The sequence below is a fragment of the Gottschalkia acidurici 9a genome, from assembly GCF_000299355.1.
Lineage (GTDB): Bacteria > Bacillota > Clostridia > Tissierellales > Gottschalkiaceae > Gottschalkia > Gottschalkia acidurici.
The window spans coordinates 1864050-1880937 of the sequence record NC_018664.1 but is presented as its reverse complement, the minus strand read 5'-3'; the positions used below and the strand labels follow the sequence as shown (position 1 = coordinate 1880937).

Genomic DNA, 16888 nt, shown 5'->3' with positions numbered 1-16888 from the left:
TAACAATATGGAGAAGATAGTATCATTATGTAAGTCAAGAGGATTTGTTTTTTCGGGTTCGGAAATATACGGAGGACTTGCAAACACGTGGGATTATGGTCCACTAGGAGTAGAGCTTAAGAATAATGTAAAAAATGCATGGTGGAAAAAGTTTATACAAGAGTCGATATATAATGTAGGATTAGATTCTGCAATACTAATGAATCCTAAAACTTGGGAAGCTTCAGGACATATAGGTGGTTTTAGTGATCCTCTTATGGATTGTAAAAAATGTAAATCAAGATTTAGAGCAGACCAATTAATAGAAGAGTACTTAAATGAAAATGGAAAAGACTTGTCGGTAGAGGGTTGGTCTAATGAAAAGATGGAAGAATTTATAAAAGAGAATGAGATAAAATGTCCGGAATGTGGACAACTTGATTATACAAATATAAGACAGTTTAATCTTATGTTTAAAACTTTTCAAGGGGTTACGGAAGATACACAGGCAGAAATATATTTAAGACCAGAAACAGCACAAGGTATATTTGTAAACTTTAAGCATATTGCAAGAACTTCAAGAAAAAAAATCCCGTTCGGAATAGGACAAGTAGGAAAGTCATTTAGAAATGAAATTACACCAGGTAATTTTACATTTAGAACTAGAGAATTTGAACAAATGGAACTAGAGTTTTTCTGTAAGCCTGGAGAAGACTTAGAATGGTTTAACTACTGGAAAGATTTTTGCAAAAATTGGCTACTTAATTTAAATATATCTGAAGATAATATAAAATTAAGAGATCATGAAGAAGAAGAATTATCTCACTATAGTAAAGCTACTACAGATATAGAATATAAGTTCCCATTTGGATGGGGAGAGCTTTGGGGTATAGCAGATAGAACAGACTTCGACTTAAAAAGACATATGGAAGTTTCGGGTGAAGACTTAAGCTATCAAGATCCAGTTACGAATGAAAAATATGTACCTTACTGTATAGAGCCATCGTTAGGAGCCGATAGAGTAACATTAGCCTTCTTATCAGAAGCATATACAGAGGAACAACTAGAAGATGGTACAGAAAGAATAGTTCTTAAATTTCATCCAGCATTAGCACCGTTTAAAGCTGCGGTATTTCCACTAACTAAAAAACTAAGTGAACCAGCAACAGAGTTATATAAAAAACTAACTAAAAAATTTATGGTTGACTATGATGAAGCAGGAAGTATAGGAAAGAGATATAGAAGACATGATGAGATAGGTACTCCTATTTGTATAACTTTTGACTATGATTCATTAGAAGACAATTGTGTAACTATTAGAGATAGAGATACTATGGAACAACAAAGAGTAAAAATAGATGATTTAGTAAATATTATAGAAGAGAAATTAGAGTTTTAACTTTAAAATAATGACCCAAAAGGGGTGATTAAAATTCAGTTATCAGAAAGGCAACAAAAAATAATAGATATAGTAAAAGATAACGAACCTATAACAGGGGAAGAAATAGCAAAACAGTTAAAACTAACTAGGGCTACATTAAGACCGGACTTTTCAATATTAACTATGGTTGGAATCCTAGAAGCAAGACCAAAGGTAGGATATTTTTATAGTGGAAAAGAAATATCCAGTATATTTTTACAACAAGTTAAAAACTTAAAAGCTAAGGATGTAAAATCACTGCCTATAATAGTGGATGAGCAGACAACTACTTATGATGCTATGGTAACCATGTTTTTAGAAGATGTAGGCTCTATTTATGTAACAAATGAAGGATATCTAAGTGGTATAGTTTCTAGAAAAGATTTCTTAAAAAATGCCATAGGGGGTATAGATATTAATAAGATCCCTGTAGGAGTAATAATGACAAGGATGCCAAATATAGTAACTATTACCTTGGAGGAAAATGTATTAGATGCTGCTATAAAAATAATAGAGCATGAAGTAGATAGTCTACCAGTAGTGGAAGAAATAAGCGAAGAAAATAAAAAGAAATATAAAGTAGTAGGAAAAATATCTAAGACCAATATAGTTAGAGTGCTAGTTGATTTATGCCAAAATGCATAGGGGGTATTTTATGGAAAAGAATAATATCGTATATATACTTTCAGACTCAGTGGGTGAGACAGGCGAACAAGTTGTTAGAGCAGCAATTGGTCAGTTTAAGGCTGGTAGATATGAAACAAGAAGATTTCCATATATAACGGAAAAAGAACAGATAGAGGAAATATTAGAAGAAGCGAAAAATGAAAGTTGTATAATAGTATACACTATAGTTGTAGATGAATTAAAAACATTTCTAGAGGATAAAGCACATAAACTAAATATAAGCACAGTAGATCTTATGTCTCCAATATTAGATGCAATAAAAAAACTAGTTGGAATCGAACCTAAAAAAGAGGCTGGGATTATTAGAAAGCTTGACGAAAAATATTTTAAAAAAATAGAAGCAGTAGAGTTTGCTGTGAAATATGATGATGGAAAAGATAATAGAGGAATAAAAAAAGCAGATATAGTACTGGTGGGAGTATCTAGAACTTCTAAAACTCCATTAAGTATGTATTTAGCACATAAAAACTTAAAAGTTGCGAATGTACCATTAGTCCCAGAAGTTCCTATACCAGACGAACTATTTGAAGTAGATGTAAAGAAAATAATTGGACTTACAACTAACCCTATAAAGCTTAATGAAATAAGACAAGAGAGATTAAAAGCACTGGGTTTAAACAATACTGCAAATTATGCAAGTATGGAGAGGATATTAAAAGAGCTTGAATACTCAGAGAATCTTATGAAGAGGTTAGGTTGTCCAGTTATAGATGTTTCAAACAAAGCAGTTGAAGAAACAGCAGGAATTATATTAGAGATAACTAAGCATAATAACTATAGCTGGATTGATGAAACAGGGTGTTGATATATTCAACGCTCTTTTTAGATAAAAGTATGTATACTTTACAATATAGAAGGAAACTCAAAATATTTGTAGTATATCATAGATATAGCTAAAAAATAAATTTTCTGTATATAAAAAATAATTTAGAAGGAAAAAGATGATTTTTGACGAATTATATTATTATATAGATAAAAGGTGATAATTTATGACATATCTTTACGATGAAGATGTAATAAGTGAAGTAAGAGAAAGTAATAATATTGTCGATATAATATCACAGTATGTAGATTTAAAAAAAGTAGGGTCTAATTATAAAGGGATTTGTCCTTTTCATTCAGAAAGAACCCCTTCATTTGTAGTATCTGACCAAAAACAGATGTATCATTGTTTTGGGTGTGGAGAAGGAGGAGATGTAATATCTTTTATTATGAAACAAGAGAATATAGAGTTTATAGAAGCCTTAGAATCATTAGCGGATAGAGTAAATATTCGACTAGAGGGAAAACGAAAGACTGAAAATGTCGAATTGGACAAAACTAAGGATACCCTGTACGAAATAAATAGAGAAGCAGGAATATACTTCTATCGGAATCTTTTTAAAGAAAGAAGAGCTTATCATTATTTAATCAATAGAGGCATAGATCAGAAAACTATAAAAACGTTTGGATTAGGCTACTCTTTAAATAGTTGGAATAGCTTATTAAACTATCTAAAAAATAAAAATTATAAAGAAGAAGACATAGAAAAAGCAGGATTAATAATAAAGCATAGAGAATCAGGTAGATATTATGATAGATTTCGTGACAGAATAATATTTCCTATAATAAATACTAGAGGTAAAGTTATAGGATTTGGTGGAAGATCTATAGACAGTAAAAATCAGCCAAAGTACCTAAATTCGCCTGACACTAATATATTTTTAAAAGGAAATAATCTTTATGCGCTCAATATAGCCAAAAAATATAATAAGAATGAAAAAATAATATTAGTGGAAGGATATATGGATGTAATTTCGCTATATAAACATGGCATAAATTATGCTGTAGCATCATTAGGAACTGCATTAACGCCAAATCAAGGACAGTTATTAAAAAGATATAGTAAAGAAATATATATTTGCTATGATTCAGATCAGGCTGGTATAAATGCAGCTAATAAAGGGCTAGATGTTATGAAAGAAATAGGTATAGGTCCTAAAATAATATCTCTACCAGATGGAATGGATCCAGATGATTATATAAAAATAAATGGTATAGAAAAATTTAAGTATCTAATAAGCGAATCTTTAACTGCAATAGACTTCAGAATAAATCAAAAGAAAAAGCTATATGATATAAATAATCATGAAGGTAAAATTAACTTTATAAAAGAAGCATCTCTAATATTGAAAGAAATTAAAAGTCCCGTAGAACTAGAAGTATATATAAACAAATTATCTATGGAAGTTAGAATATTACCAGAAGTAATAAAAAGAGAAGTATATAAAGACTTAAAACCAAAGGACAAGTATATAAATAATAATTATAGGTATAATAATAAAGATAATATAGTTCCAGTCCAATATATGCTACAACCAGGACATTTAACAGCAGAAAAAGAGTTGTTAAATCTTATTATAAATAATAAAAGCATATATCTAAATATAAAAGAAAAATTTAAATCAGAAGATTTCTCAGATAATATATACAGTAAATTAGCAAATATAACATATGAACTCTATGAAAATGATGAAAATATAGATTCAATTAAAATTTTAAATAAATTTGATGAAAATGATAAAGCTAAAGTAAAAGATGTTTTAAGTTTACAAATTAAAATAAATGAAGCCAGTAAAATTAAGGCCATTGAGGACTATATAAAAAATATTAATTACTATAAGATAAGTATGAAAAAAGAACAAATAAAAAAACAAATAAACATGTTAGATAATAAAGAAGGAAAGACTGAGGAAGATATGGAGAAAATTAATCAACTATGCTTAGAGTTAATTCATATAGACAAACAATTGAAGATAAACCAGTAAATTCTATGGAAGGAGGGAAATAATATGGCAAACAAAGATAAGTCGAAAGAACTTAATATAGTGAGAGATTTAATAGAAAAAGGAAAAAAACGAGGAGTTCTTTCATATAAAGAAATTATAGATTCCCTTGAAGAATTAGATTTAGATACAGACCAAATAGATGAAGTATATCAGAGTTTAGAAGATATGGGAATAGATATAGTAGGAGATAAAGACGAAGACATATTAATAGAAAAAGAAGATGCACATAAAAATGATGATTCTGATGAAATAGATTTAGAGAAAGAAGACTTATCAGTACCTAAAGGTATAAGCGTAGATGACCCTGTTAGAATGTACCTTAAAGAAATAGGTAAGGTTGCTTTATTAAAAGCTGAGGAAGAAACAGAGCTAGCTAAGAGAATGGAACAAGGTGATGAAGAAGCTAAAAGAAAGTTAGCAGAGGCAAATCTAAGACTAGTAGTTAGTATAGCTAAAAGATACGTGGGTAGAGGAATGTTATTTCTAGATTTAATACAAGAAGGAAATCTCGGACTAATAAAAGCAGTTGAAAAATTCGACTACGAAAAAGGGTTCAAGTTTAGTACGTATGCAACATGGTGGATTCGTCAAGCAATAACTAGAGCTATAGCAGACCAAGCTAGAACTATAAGAATACCAGTTCACATGGTAGAAACTATAAATAAATTAATTAGAGTTTCAAGACAATTATTACAAGACTTAGGTAGAGAACCAACACCAGAAGAAATAGCAAAAGAAATGAACTTAGATGTAGATAAGGTTAGAGAAATTCAAAAAATAGCTCAAGAGCCAGTATCTTTAGAAACACCTATAGGTGAGGAAGAAGATAGTCACTTAGGAGATTTTATACCAGATGATGATGCACAAGCCCCAGCAGAAGCAGCTACATTTACAATGCTTAAAGAACAACTAATAGATGTTCTAGATACATTAACACCTAGAGAGCAAAAAGTATTAAGATTAAGATTTGGTCTAGATGATGGCAGAGCTAGAACACTAGAGGAAGTAGGAAAAGAGTTCGATGTAACTAGAGAGAGAATTAGACAGATAGAGGCTAAAGCATTAAGAAAATTGAGACATCCAAGTAGAAGTAAAAAACTGAAAGACTTTTTAGAATAAATTATAGGAGGCTGTCTCAAAAGGAGGCCTCTTTATTATTTACCTAAAATTAGGATAAGCAACAGGGAGGTTATAAAATGAAAAATATATTTTTTGATTTAGATGGAACACTTCTTGCATTAGATGCAGAAGAATTTACTAGGGAATACTTTAATAAAATTAGCGAAAAGACTAAATGTGCCGAAAAAGGTAAGCATTTAACTAAGTCAATATGGGACGCAACAACCTCTGTGGTAGAAAATAAGGATAAAGAAAAGACTAATGAACAATGTTTCTTAGAAGCTTTTAGAGAAAAAATAGATAATGTAGATGAAGCAATGGAAATGTTAGAAGATTTTTATAGAAACGAATTCACTGAGTTAAAGATATTAGCCAAATCTAATGAAATAGCTAAAAAAAGTATAGAGTTATTAAAGCAAAAAGGTTACACATTAGTTGTAGCTACAAATCCTTTATTTCCCAAAGAAGCGATAATAGAGAGAATAAAATGGGCAGATTTATGTCCCGATGATTTTGAATTTATTACTAGTTATGAAAATATGCATTATTGCAAACCACACTTAGAATACTATGAAGAGATATTAGAACACATAGGTGGAAATCCAGAAGAAACTATGATGGTAGGCAATGATGTTCAAGAAGATATAGTATCAGGTAAACTAGGAATAAAGACATTCCTGTTAAATGACTATACTATAGATAGAAAAGAACCTAGCTATACACCAGATTATGTAGGAAATTTTGAAGATTTATATAAACTAATAGAAAAACTCCCTAATGTTTAATAGTAAAGGAGAAAACAGTATGAAATTATCACCAAGGTTACAAACAATAGCAGAATTTATAGAAAAAGATACTAAAGTTGCGGATATAGGAACAGATCATGGGTATATACCAGTATATCTAGTAGAAAATAATATTTCAGAAAAAGTAATAGCAAGTGATATAAATGAGGGGCCACTTAAAAATGCTCAAGAATATATTGCTAAAAAGAACCTTGAAGAAAAAATAGAGACTAGACTTGGAAGTGGATTGAACACTATAAATGAAGGTGAAATAGATACAGTTGTAATAGCCGGTATGGGTGGTGTTTTAATATCTGAAATATTAGAAGATTCAAAGATAATAACTAAAGATATAAAAAGTTTTATACTTCAACCTATGACAGCGATAGATGAACTTAGAAAATATTTATATGATAATGACTATACTATCATAGATGAAAAGTTAGCAAAAGAAGGAGAAAAACTATATCAGATATTAAGTGTAGTACATGGAAAAGATAAGTTGGACAAAGAAATATATCTAGAAATAGGGAAGAAATTAATAGAAAATAAAGATCCACTATTAAATGAATTTCTAGAAGCAAAGATAGAAAAAATATCAAAGGTCTTAGAAAACCTTAGAAATCAAAAATCAGATGTCAATAAAGAGAAATATATTGAATTCAAAAACAAATATGATGAATTAATGGAGGTGTTAAAATTAAATGAAAGCAAGTGAAATTGTAAGTATTTTAAATAAGTTAGCGCCGTCATACCTTATTGATACATGGGATAATTCAGGACTACAGGTAGGAAGTTTAAAAAAGGATGTAAAGAATATACTAATAACTTTAGATTTAGGTGAAAAAGCATTAAATAAAGCAATAGAAAATAAAGTAGATATGATAATAACACATCATCCTCTCTTTTTTGGGGGTATTAAGCACATTTCTTTAGACAATCCAAATGGAGATATAATATCAGAAATTATAAAAAACGATATAACAGTATTTAGTGCACATACTAATTTAGATATGTGTAATGGTGGAGTAAATGATATTTTGGCTGATAAGCTAAATTTAAAAGATACGAGACCAATGTCTAAGTTTCGTGCAGACAAGCTATATAAGATATGTGTATTTGTTCCGGTATCTCATACAGAAATAGTGAGAAAAGCATTAGGAGATAGTGGAGCAGGATTTATAGGTAACTATAGTCATTGTACATTTAATACGAAGGGCGTAGGAACTTTCTTACCAAGAGAAGGAACGAATCCATATATAGGAGAGTTAGGAAGAATAGAAAGTGTAGAAGAAGAGAAAATAGAAACTATAGTAGATGAGCATATACTTCAAAAAGTAATATCTTCTATGGTAAAAGCTCACCCCTACGAGGAAGTAGCTTATGACATATATCCACTCTACAATAAAGGAAAATCTTATGGATATGGAAGAGTAGGAAAACTAGACAAAAACATAGCTTTAAATGATTTCGGAAGAATAGTAAAAGAGAAATTAGATTGTGAAACAGTTAGAGTATATGGTGACCTAAATAGAGAGATAAAAAAAGTTGCTCTTTGTGGAGGAAGTGGAGGAAGCTTTATAAAAGATGCCCATAGAAGTAATGCAGATGTATATATAACAGGAGATATAAAGTATCATGATGCACAGTTAGCTTCAGAATTGGGTATAAGTATTATAGATGCTGGACATTTTGAAACAGAAAAACATTCAATAGATTTCCTAAAAGAATATATACAAGAAAATACAAATCAAGTTAAAATAATTACCTATAATGAAAGTATAGCTCCATTTATAACTATATAAAATAACCTGGTAAGTCAGGAGGGATAAAAATGGGATTTGGTAACTATTTAAAGATAGTAAGAAAACTAAATAATATGGGTAGATGGTCTAATGAATATATGCATATGAGAGCTACAGTGAGCGAACACTTATTTTTTGTAACTCAAATAGGACAGATGCTAGCTGTAATAGAAGAAGAAAACGGGAATACCATAGACTGGAAAAAATTACTTACTAAACTCATAAACCATGATGTTCCAGAAGCTATGACAGGGGATATAATAAATACTATGAAATATAGAGATTCTAAATTAAAGGCACTAGTAGATAAAATAGAAGATGAACTAGTAGAAGAAGTATTAATAGAAGAATTAGAAAATCCCTATAAAGAAAAATATAGAGAAATTTTAACTAACTTTAAAGATGATACAATTGAAGGACAAATATTAAGTTATGCAGATAGTATAGATGCTCTACTAGAGTGTATATATGAAATTCAGTTAGGAAATACACAAACTTTTAATGAGAAGTACTCTATGCTAGTAAATAAGTTGAAGGAAAGTAACTTGATAAGTGTAAAATATTTTATAGATGAAATACTTCCCAGCATAGTTGAAGATATAGAAATTTTACAATAAATTCAATTGACATTGATTATTTATCTATGTTATATTAATAAAGGTGATTAAATTTAAAAAGTTAATAACGTGAGTAAGTCAGATGATCGCATGCTTAGGCATGAGGAAAGTCCGGGCTCCATAGGGTAGGATGCTGGATAACGTCCAGTGAGGGTGACCTCAAGGCTAGTGCAACAGAGATATACCGCCTAAACTTTTAAGTTTAGGTAAGGGTGGAAAGGTGGGGTAAGAGCCCACCAGCAACTAGGTGACTAGTTGGCTATGTAAACCCCATCCGGAGCAAGACCAAGCTAGGGAGTTTGGAGGTGGTTACCCGTCACCTTCCCGATTGGTAGGTTGCTTGAACCCATTGGCAACAATGGGTCTAGATAGATGATCGTCAGATACAAAACCCGGCTTATAGATTTACTCACTTATTGAAAACAGCATATTTACATAATACATATTTCATTATTGCCACCATTTTGCCACCGACGGTAAATTTAGGTGGTAATTTATTTTATAGATTTAAAAAGATTAATTAAATCATCAGATAAATAAATATCTCTTTCACTTTCTTCTGTCTTTGGTGTATCTAATTTTACATCATTTAGTATATGTTAGATTATTTTTTATACTTAGAATTTTTTCATTATAGTTTATGTTATTCCACTCAATTCCCGCAAGTTCTCCACGTCTTAAACCTAGTTCAAGTGTTAACTTTAACGCTAAATACATTATATAGTCATTATACTTATTCAGATCTAATGAATTGAATAATGAACTTATAACTTCTAACTCTAAAGCATTCCCTTTAAACTTTACACGCTTAGGTCGATCTACATAATTGCAAGGATTATCTTTTAATATCTACAACTTAATAGCTCTATTTAAGGCTGAATTTAAAACCCCATAAACGTGCTGTAAAGTAGTAAGATCTGATGCAAAAAAATAGGACTAATTGTCCTATTTTCTAGCTACTGGTACTATCAGCATAAATAGTGTAGATAAGATTCACTTTATATATTAGATATAATTAGATAATAGGGTAATATGGCTCACAATGGGGATTGCAATAATAGGGTGGTCTTGGTCCTATTTTCGGTAGTAAAAATGGTTGAGGATTTGAGTCATATAGTACTGGTACTTTTTCATCAGAAAAGCTCACTAGTAGTAACTCTGCACAATAATAAGATTCATGATTTTGCATAATGATACCCTCCTTTAAGTTATTGGTTAATATTTTATTCGATTCTATAAATAAAGTGCATGTACTAGAGAAAGCTTCCTTTTGTACGTGCACTTTATATGTCTATATAACATAAAGTATCTTTGAAGTAATTATTATAGGAGGGGAAATTATGTCTAAGTATAGTCGAATCAATAAAAATAAACTAATTAATCAAGATTACCCGATTCATCCTAATTACGGGAAGATAACCCAATACCAAGATGTTCCTATTACAGTACCAGAACAACGTCAATATCGCCAACCTGGAGTAGAGAGATTGATGATTCCAAGACCAATTATTGAAAATCCTAATTATATAGGAAGTGGAAAACTAGAGGGAAGAGTTGCACTAATTACAGGTGGAGACAGTGGAATAGGTGCAGCAGTAGCAATTGCCTTTGCCAAGGAAGGGGCAAATATAGCTATTTCTTACTTAGACGAGCATGAGGATGCTAATCGTACTAAGATAAGAATTGAAGAACTAGGACAACGTTGTTTATTATTACCTGGTGATTTAAGAATCAAACAACAATGTATATATATTGTAGAGAAAACTATAGAAGAATTTGGACGGTTGGATATTCTTTGTAATAATGTTGGCATACAATTTCAGCAATTAAGCTTACTTGATATAACAGATGAACAGTTTGATGATACTTTTAAGGTTAATATCTATTCTCACTTTTACACAACAAGGGCGGCATTACCTTGTTTAAAAGCAGGAAGCTCCATAATTAATACAGCTTCTGTGGTAGCATATGATGGAAATGAACAACTAATAGATTATACAGCTACTAAAGCTGCCATAGTTGGTTTTACACGTGCATTAGCAAAAAATTTAGTAAGCAAAGGTATTAGGGTAAATGCTGTTGCACCTGGTCGTATATGGACCCCATTAATTCCGTCAAGTTTCTCCGCCGATGTAGTTACACAGGCTGGTAACCCAATGAATCGTCAAGGTCAGCCATTTGAATTAGCCCCTACCTACGTCTATCTTGCATCTAATGATTCACGATTTGTAACAGGGCAAACACTCCACGTAAATGGTGGGCAAGTAATGTCTACTTAAAATTAAAAAAGTTATAAGAATGTGTATCTTTGGAATCTTACACGATAATCTTTTAAAATAAAGGAATTAAATTCACCCAAAGTTATGAAAATATGAGTTACTATATCTCACTTATAGGTTAGGTCATTTGGATTTTAAGTTTAATCTTTGGACTATTAAACTAGCAAACAAAGATGCTATTAAATATAGATAATACAAATAATGAAAGGCGGCAGAATAGTAAAAGTTTGCTGATTTTTTCATACCCTATTGAAAGTACATCTATGTAGCATTTCTATAATCCGATATATCTATTGTGTCATCAAATACAAGTACTTTAGATACATAAGTCTAGATGATCTTCTAGGGTTTTCATTTTATATAAGATTTTTTATGTAGTAGGATAGAATATAATTAATTCTATAATATATCCTGTCTTAGTATGTTTAATTGATTATATAGAAACGTAAAATAGATATGTAGGTAATAAAATTCAGAAATAAGGAGTGAAAACATAAAGGTAGCAGTAGTAAAAACTACTATAGATAGAAAAACAGGAGAAGTAATAAGTAAAGAAGTAGGTGAAGAGGAGTATTATAAACCTTTAGTAGAAATCTTCTATAATGATATAAAGAAGAAAGGAATAATTAAATAAGTAATTTATCTAATATAAAAATTATAGTATGTGGAAGATAAAGAAATGAAAACATTTAATAATTTTTAAGTAAATGGTCGCGAAATAAATATGTCACCGTTTTGCCACCAATAGATCTACTTATAATAAAATTTATAGAAAGTCTATATTTAACTATATATACGTCAAACGTTAGAGTATCAACATTAAATGTTATTCTAAAATAAAATGTTTAATCCTAAAAACAATCTGATAGGAATACAAAACTCGGCTTATAGATTTGCTCACTTAAATTTTCAAACATCACAATTAATGTGATGTTTTTTATATTTCTTTAATATTCTTCTAGGTTTTTAGGTCTAAATTTTTCATTTTGAATAAAAGCATTTATACCATCCACTCGTTTACTATAGAAATTAAGGTATAAGCTAGCGTTATCTTATATTGGGCTGTGTTGACTACGAACTATAGGAAATATATAATGAATTTAATAAATGGTAGAAAGGAGAAGATGAATGGAGTTAAATATAAATATAACTGAAGATGATTATGTAAACTTTAATATAATTAACTATAGAAACTCTAAAGAATTAATAAAAAGGTCAAGATTAATGAGATTCCTTCCAATAATTTTCTTTATGATATTGCCATTATTTCTTTCAAATCATATTCCTCTTTGGTATCGTTATATATGGTTTATTATTGCATCTATATTTTATGTATTCTATTATCCTAAAAGTGAAGAAAGATCTATAAGAAAATTAGCTAGAAAAATGATTTCAGAGGACAAAAAAGGATCTATATTAGGAGAGCGTAAAATTATCATAGATGAAACTGGAGTAAAGACAATAAATACAAATGATGAGAGTATAACAAGGTGGAATGGAATAGAAAAAGTACTGGTTGATAAAAATTATATACTTATATACAATTCACCAGTATCAGCATATATACTTCCTATTAGGGAACTAGCAGAAGAAAAAGAAGAAGTTCTTAAATTACTAAATGAATACGTAAATAATAGAATGATAAGAATAGATAAAGATAAATAAATAGATTTACTTACATAAAATAAATAATAAGGAGATTCATACTATGACTAAGGACAAACATAAAATCAATATAAATAAAAAATATAAACATTTCAAGGGAAATGAATATCTAGTTCTACATTTAGCAAAACATTCTGAGACAGAAGAAGATCTTGTTGTATATCAAGCTCTTTATGGGGAAAAAGGAATATGGGTAAGACCTTTATCGATGTTTACAGAACAAGTAGAGGTAAATGGAGAAATCGTTAGTAGATTTAAGGAAATTGAAGACTAGTATGAATAGTTTATAATATATAAAACTGAAGTAATTAAGGAAATTTTAAAGATGAAAAATAATATATAATTCCTTAATCGAGTAAAAGGAGGAAAAAGAATTGCCAGAAAACAATCAAGATTTAACACAAGGTAATATATATACTTCGCTTATTAAATTTTCTATACCGTTTATAATAGCTAACTTTATTCAGGCACTTTATGGGGCAGTAGATTTAATAATGATAGGATATTTTACAGATAGTTTTGGATTATCATCAGTTTCTATAGGAACACAAGTTATGCAAATTGTGATGGGACTGATAACGGGATTAACTATGGGAGGAACTATATTAATAGGACAATACTATGGAGCTAAGAGAGAAAAAGATACTAAAGAAGTTATAGGAACTCTACTTACATTTGGCATGATTGTATCAATAGTAATAACTCTACTTATGTTTCTAATTGCAGATCCATTACTTAACATATTACAAACACCTAGAGAAGCTTTTACCGACGCGAGAAACTATGTGCTTATTGCTTCGAGTGGTATAGTATTCATATTTGGCTATAATGCTATTAGTGCCATACTGAGGGGTCTTGGAGACTCTAAAACACCAGTATATTTTATTGCAGTAGCATGTGTGTGTAATATAATCTTAGATATAATATTTGTAGGAACTTTAGATATGAGAGCTTCTGGTGCAGCACTTGCGACTATTATATCACAAGCAATAAGTATGATTTTAGCAATGATATACATTACCAAAGTGAAAAGTATAATTGAGTTTAAACTTAAGAGTTTCTCTATAAGTAAAGAAAAAATAAAGAAGCTATTTATAGTGGGACTTCCTTTATCACTACAGGAAGTATTACTTTGGGGATCATTTTTATTTATAATTGCTATTGCAAATAGTATTGGAGTATCAGAATCAGCAGCAGTAGGAATTATAGCTAAGGTAGAGACTTTTACTATGCTACCTCCTATGGCACTTTCATATGCTACTGCGGTCTTAACAGCACAAAATATAGGAGCAAAACAGCCAGAGCGTGCAAAAAAATCACTGAATATAAGTATATTATTTTCAGTAATATGTTCACTGTTTTTCTTTGCGTGGGCACAAGTTTTTCCTGAATCAATAATGAATATATTTAAAGCAGATAAATTAGTAGTAATTGCAGGAATTGAATATCTTAGATCATTTAGTTTTGACTTCATACTAGTAGCATTTAAATTTAATCTTAATGGATTTTTAAATGGATGTGGACGTACAACTTTTACAATGTTAAATGGAATAATATCATCTATTTTAGTTAGAGTACCGCTAGCATATATATTAGGACTTTATATTTCAAAAAGTATATTTGGTTTAGGAGCTGCAGCTCCAATAGCATCAATAGTATCTATGGTAGCATCAATAATATATATAAAATCAGGGAAATGGAATAGAGAACTAATATAATAATTCTTAATTAATAACTAGATCTATATTATTGATTAAAAGAGAATATAAAAAATTAAAAAATCTATAATTGATACTTATCTAGAACTTTTGAATAAGTATCAATTATAGATTTTATGCATTATATAAAAATAGACATCTCTTTTCGATCTTTAGCTATTAACTCTAACTTTTTCATAAAGGCTTTAAATTCTTCACTTTGAATAGCTCTTGAATTTACTGGGCAAATATTAATACACTTTCCACAGAAAATACATATATCTTTATTAGTACTTTTAAAATCAATTTTATCAATTGCATTTACAGGACAATTCTTTTCGCAGACTCCACACTTTATACAGCTAGAATCACCTATAGGAACATGATGTTCTTTTAGTGGCTTATATGGAAAATTTCCTTTAATAGAAAGATCTTTTAAATTGCTTATATTATTTAAATCTTCAATTTTTTCATTTATTAAATTTGAGAAGTTTATTAACTTAGAGAAATCATTTTCATCAGGTCTATTTGTAGCAACATTTTTGTTAAGACAGTGCTGGCTTATTGCAGCTACAGCAGCTATTACACTCATATTTATTAAATTAAGCTCATTCTTAAGCTCAAGAAGAGCATCGCCATAATCTCTATTCCCATATGTCACTACACATACTGCTAAATTACCATTTCCCTTAATCTTCTTAAAAATTTCTTTTGAAATATTAGGAAGTCTATCAGCATAAACAGGCATTCCAAATACGACGAGCTCATTTTTAGAAAATTCTCTCTCTATGTTTCTATTTTTCTCTATAGTTAAATCAATTTCTTCTATGGGTAAATCTTTTATATTTTTTGCTATTTCATTAACTACTTTTTTTGTTCCACCATTAGGAGAAAAATAAATAGAAACTATTTTTTCTATTTTCATTTGTAAGTACCTTCCTTCAGTTAATATATAATAACATTTTATTCCTTTTTGTTCTGTAATACAAATTATTGTGCAAGTAATATCATAATACATCTAACTATTTGTCTATATAAATATTATAATGGCTTTCATAAAAAACTTGCAATAAAAAATAAATATGGTATATTGAATACAAGATATAAAAAATTAAATAACAAATAAATGCTACTAGGGGTGCTTAAAAAAGCTGAGACTTACTCTTAGAACCTGATCTAGATAATACTAGCGAAGGGAAGTGGCGATATAGCTTATATAAATTTGCATATGTTTTAGTTATGCATTTAATTAAATATATTTATAAGTCTATTTAACCACTTTCTAACAAGAAGGTGGTTTTTTATTTTAATTAATACTACAAAAAAGAAGGAGGAAATTAGAATGAAATTTAGTGAAAGACTGTTCAAAAGTGCAGAAGGAATCTTTAACTCATATTATGAACATCCATTCGTAAAAGGAATAGGTGAAGGGACATTAGATGTAGATAAATTTAAGTTTTATATGGTTCAGGACTATTTATATTTATTAGACTACGCAAAAATATTTGCACTAGGAATAATAAAGTCAGACGATGAAGAGGTAATGAGAGGATTTGCTAAAGCAGCAGAAGGAATATTAGATGGGGAGATGAAAATACATAAGTCTTATATGAAAAGACTAGGTATAACAGATGATGAAGTGAAAAACTCTAAAAGATCTTTAACTAATCTGTCATATACGCACTATATGTTAACAGAATCCCATAATGGATCTTTAGCTGAGGTAGCAATAGCTGTTTTATCTTGTGCATGGACTTACTGGGAGATTGGAAAGAAATTAGCTCAAATACCTAATTCAACAGAGCACGAATTTTATGGTGAGTGGGTTAGAGGATATAGTTCTGAAGAATTTGGAAATTCTGCTATATGGAATATAGATTTAGTAAATAAATTAGCACAAAGTAAATCAGAAGAAGAGTTAAATAAGTTAGAAGAAATATTTATAAATACGTGTAAATTTGAATATATGTTCTGGGATATGGCATATAACAAGGAGATGTAGTTAAG

General features: G+C 29.5%; 16 protein-coding genes, 1 other RNA gene and 1 riboswitch. Of the genes, 15 read left to right on the top strand and 2 right to left on the bottom strand.

Going from position 1 to position 16888, the window contains the following annotated elements; all coding sequences use genetic code 11:
- The first annotated feature begins 7 nt into the window (after positions 1–7).
- The 10 genes from CURI_RS09040 to rnpB all read left to right on the top strand — a co-directional run bounded on the left by CURI_RS09040 (position 8) and on the right by rnpB (position 9656).
- Positions 8–1378, top strand: coding sequence for a glycine--tRNA ligase (locus tag CURI_RS09040; protein WP_014967950.1), 1371 nt, complete (start codon positions 8–10; stop codon positions 1376–1378).
- 24 nt (positions 1379–1402) lie between these two features.
- Positions 1403–2044, top strand: a complete 642-nt coding sequence (gene ccpN, locus CURI_RS09035) for a transcriptional regulator CcpN (RefSeq protein WP_014967949.1) — start codon at positions 1403–1405, stop codon at positions 2042–2044.
- Positions 2045–2054: 10 nt separating this feature from the next.
- Entirely contained in the window at positions 2055–2891 is an 837-nt protein-coding gene (locus CURI_RS09030) for a pyruvate, water dikinase regulatory protein (protein ID WP_014967948.1), read from the top strand.
- 184 nt (positions 2892–3075) lie between these two features.
- On the top strand, positions 3076–4893 hold the full coding sequence (gene dnaG, locus CURI_RS09025) for a DNA primase (protein ID WP_014967947.1): 1818 nt from the start codon (positions 3076–3078) through the stop codon (positions 4891–4893).
- Positions 4894–4917: 24 nt separating this feature from the next.
- Positions 4918–6033, top strand: coding sequence for an RNA polymerase sigma factor RpoD (gene rpoD / locus CURI_RS09020; RefSeq protein ID WP_014967946.1), 1116 nt, complete (start codon positions 4918–4920; stop codon positions 6031–6033).
- Positions 6034–6110: 77 nt separating this feature from the next.
- Positions 6111–6818 carry an HAD family hydrolase gene (locus CURI_RS09015; protein WP_014967945.1) on the top strand — a complete coding sequence of 236 codons (708 nt, stop codon included), beginning with the start codon at positions 6111–6113 and terminating at the stop codon, positions 6816–6818.
- Between the two features lie 19 nt (positions 6819–6837).
- Positions 6838–7536: a tRNA (adenine(22)-N(1))-methyltransferase gene (locus CURI_RS09010; RefSeq protein ID WP_014967944.1), complete on the top strand. Its 699-nt coding sequence runs from the start codon at positions 6838–6840 to the stop codon at positions 7534–7536.
- Positions 7523–8623 carry a Nif3-like dinuclear metal center hexameric protein gene (locus tag CURI_RS09005; protein WP_014967943.1) on the top strand — a complete coding sequence of 367 codons (1101 nt, stop codon included), beginning with the start codon at positions 7523–7525 and terminating at the stop codon, positions 8621–8623. The genes CURI_RS09010 and CURI_RS09005 overlap by 14 nt, the downstream gene beginning before the upstream one ends.
- Before the next feature lie 29 nt (positions 8624–8652).
- Positions 8653–9240, top strand: a complete 588-nt coding sequence (locus CURI_RS09000) for an HD domain-containing protein (RefSeq protein ID WP_014967942.1) — start codon at positions 8653–8655, stop codon at positions 9238–9240.
- A 70-nt stretch (positions 9241–9310) separates the two neighbouring features.
- An RNA gene (gene rnpB / locus CURI_RS15150) (RNase P RNA component class A) lies at positions 9311–9656 on the top strand.
- A 599-nt stretch (positions 9657–10255) separates the two neighbouring features.
- Here the strand turns inward: rnpB and CURI_RS15880 are convergent.
- Positions 10256–10429: a hypothetical protein gene (locus CURI_RS15880; RefSeq protein ID WP_014967941.1), complete on the bottom strand. Its 174-nt coding sequence runs from the start codon at positions 10427–10429 to the stop codon at positions 10256–10258.
- A 151-nt stretch (positions 10430–10580) separates the two neighbouring features.
- On the opposite strand from CURI_RS15880, the gene CURI_RS08995 reads away from it, so the two are divergent.
- The 4 genes from CURI_RS08995 to CURI_RS08980 all read left to right on the top strand — a co-directional run bounded on the left by CURI_RS08995 (position 10581) and on the right by CURI_RS08980 (position 14902).
- Positions 10581–11519 (top strand): SDR family oxidoreductase, encoded by a 939-nt coding sequence (locus CURI_RS08995; RefSeq protein ID WP_014967940.1) that lies wholly within the window; start codon positions 10581–10583, stop codon positions 11517–11519.
- Positions 11520–12647: 1128 nt separating this feature from the next.
- Complete coding sequence (locus CURI_RS08990) at positions 12648–13184, top strand: YcxB family protein (protein ID WP_014967939.1); 537 nt, start codon at positions 12648–12650, stop codon at positions 13182–13184.
- A 43-nt stretch (positions 13185–13227) separates the two neighbouring features.
- Positions 13228–13458, top strand: coding sequence for a DUF1653 domain-containing protein (locus CURI_RS08985; protein WP_014967938.1), 231 nt, complete (start codon positions 13228–13230; stop codon positions 13456–13458).
- A gap of 100 nt (positions 13459–13558) precedes the next feature.
- Positions 13559–14902: an MATE family efflux transporter gene (locus CURI_RS08980; protein ID WP_014967937.1), complete on the top strand. Its 1344-nt coding sequence runs from the start codon at positions 13559–13561 to the stop codon at positions 14900–14902.
- A 121-nt stretch (positions 14903–15023) separates the two neighbouring features.
- Here CURI_RS08980 and CURI_RS08975 read toward each other — a convergent pair whose 3' ends face one another.
- Positions 15024–15806, bottom strand: coding sequence for an EFR1 family ferrodoxin (locus tag CURI_RS08975; RefSeq protein ID WP_014967936.1), 783 nt, complete (start codon positions 15804–15806; stop codon positions 15024–15026).
- A gap of 199 nt (positions 15807–16005) precedes the next feature.
- Positions 16006–16096, top strand: a riboswitch (TPP riboswitch).
- Positions 16097–16223: 127 nt separating this feature from the next.
- Between CURI_RS08975 and tenA the strand changes: the two genes are divergently transcribed.
- Entirely contained in the window at positions 16224–16883 is a 660-nt protein-coding gene (gene tenA, locus CURI_RS08970) for a thiaminase II (RefSeq protein WP_014967935.1), read from the top strand.
- The last annotated feature ends 5 nt before the right edge of the window (positions 16884–16888 follow it).

Bases quoted from the DNA above. Each gene is read 5' to 3' on its own strand.
- CURI_RS09040 (WP_014967950.1), top strand. From the start codon at position 8: ATGGAGAAGATAGTATCATTATGTAAGTCAAGAGGATTTGTTTTTTCG.
- CURI_RS08985 (WP_014967938.1), top strand. From the start codon at position 13,228: ATGACTAAGGACAAACATAAAATCAATATAAATAAAAAATATAAACAT.
- CURI_RS09010 (WP_014967944.1), top strand. From the start codon at position 6,838: ATGAAATTATCACCAAGGTTACAAACAATAGCAGAATTTATAGAAAAA.
- CURI_RS15880 (WP_014967941.1), bottom strand. From the start codon at position 10,429: ATGCAAAATCATGAATCTTATTATTGTGCAGAGTTACTACTAGTGAGC.
- tenA (WP_014967935.1), top strand. From the start codon at position 16,224: ATGAAATTTAGTGAAAGACTGTTCAAAAGTGCAGAAGGAATCTTTAAC.
- CURI_RS09005 (WP_014967943.1), top strand. From the start codon at position 7,523: ATGAAAGCAAGTGAAATTGTAAGTATTTTAAATAAGTTAGCGCCGTCA.
- CURI_RS08995 (WP_014967940.1), top strand. From the start codon at position 10,581: ATGTCTAAGTATAGTCGAATCAATAAAAATAAACTAATTAATCAAGAT.
- CURI_RS08990 (WP_014967939.1), top strand. From the start codon at position 12,648: ATGGAGTTAAATATAAATATAACTGAAGATGATTATGTAAACTTTAAT.
- CURI_RS09015 (WP_014967945.1), top strand. From the start codon at position 6,111: ATGAAAAATATATTTTTTGATTTAGATGGAACACTTCTTGCATTAGAT.
- CURI_RS09030 (WP_014967948.1), top strand. From the start codon at position 2,055: ATGGAAAAGAATAATATCGTATATATACTTTCAGACTCAGTGGGTGAG.
- CURI_RS08975 (WP_014967936.1), bottom strand. From the start codon at position 15,806: ATGAAAATAGAAAAAATAGTTTCTATTTATTTTTCTCCTAATGGTGGA.
- dnaG (WP_014967947.1), top strand. From the start codon at position 3,076: ATGACATATCTTTACGATGAAGATGTAATAAGTGAAGTAAGAGAAAGT.
- CURI_RS09000 (WP_014967942.1), top strand. From the start codon at position 8,653: ATGGGATTTGGTAACTATTTAAAGATAGTAAGAAAACTAAATAATATG.
- rpoD (WP_014967946.1), top strand. From the start codon at position 4,918: ATGGCAAACAAAGATAAGTCGAAAGAACTTAATATAGTGAGAGATTTA.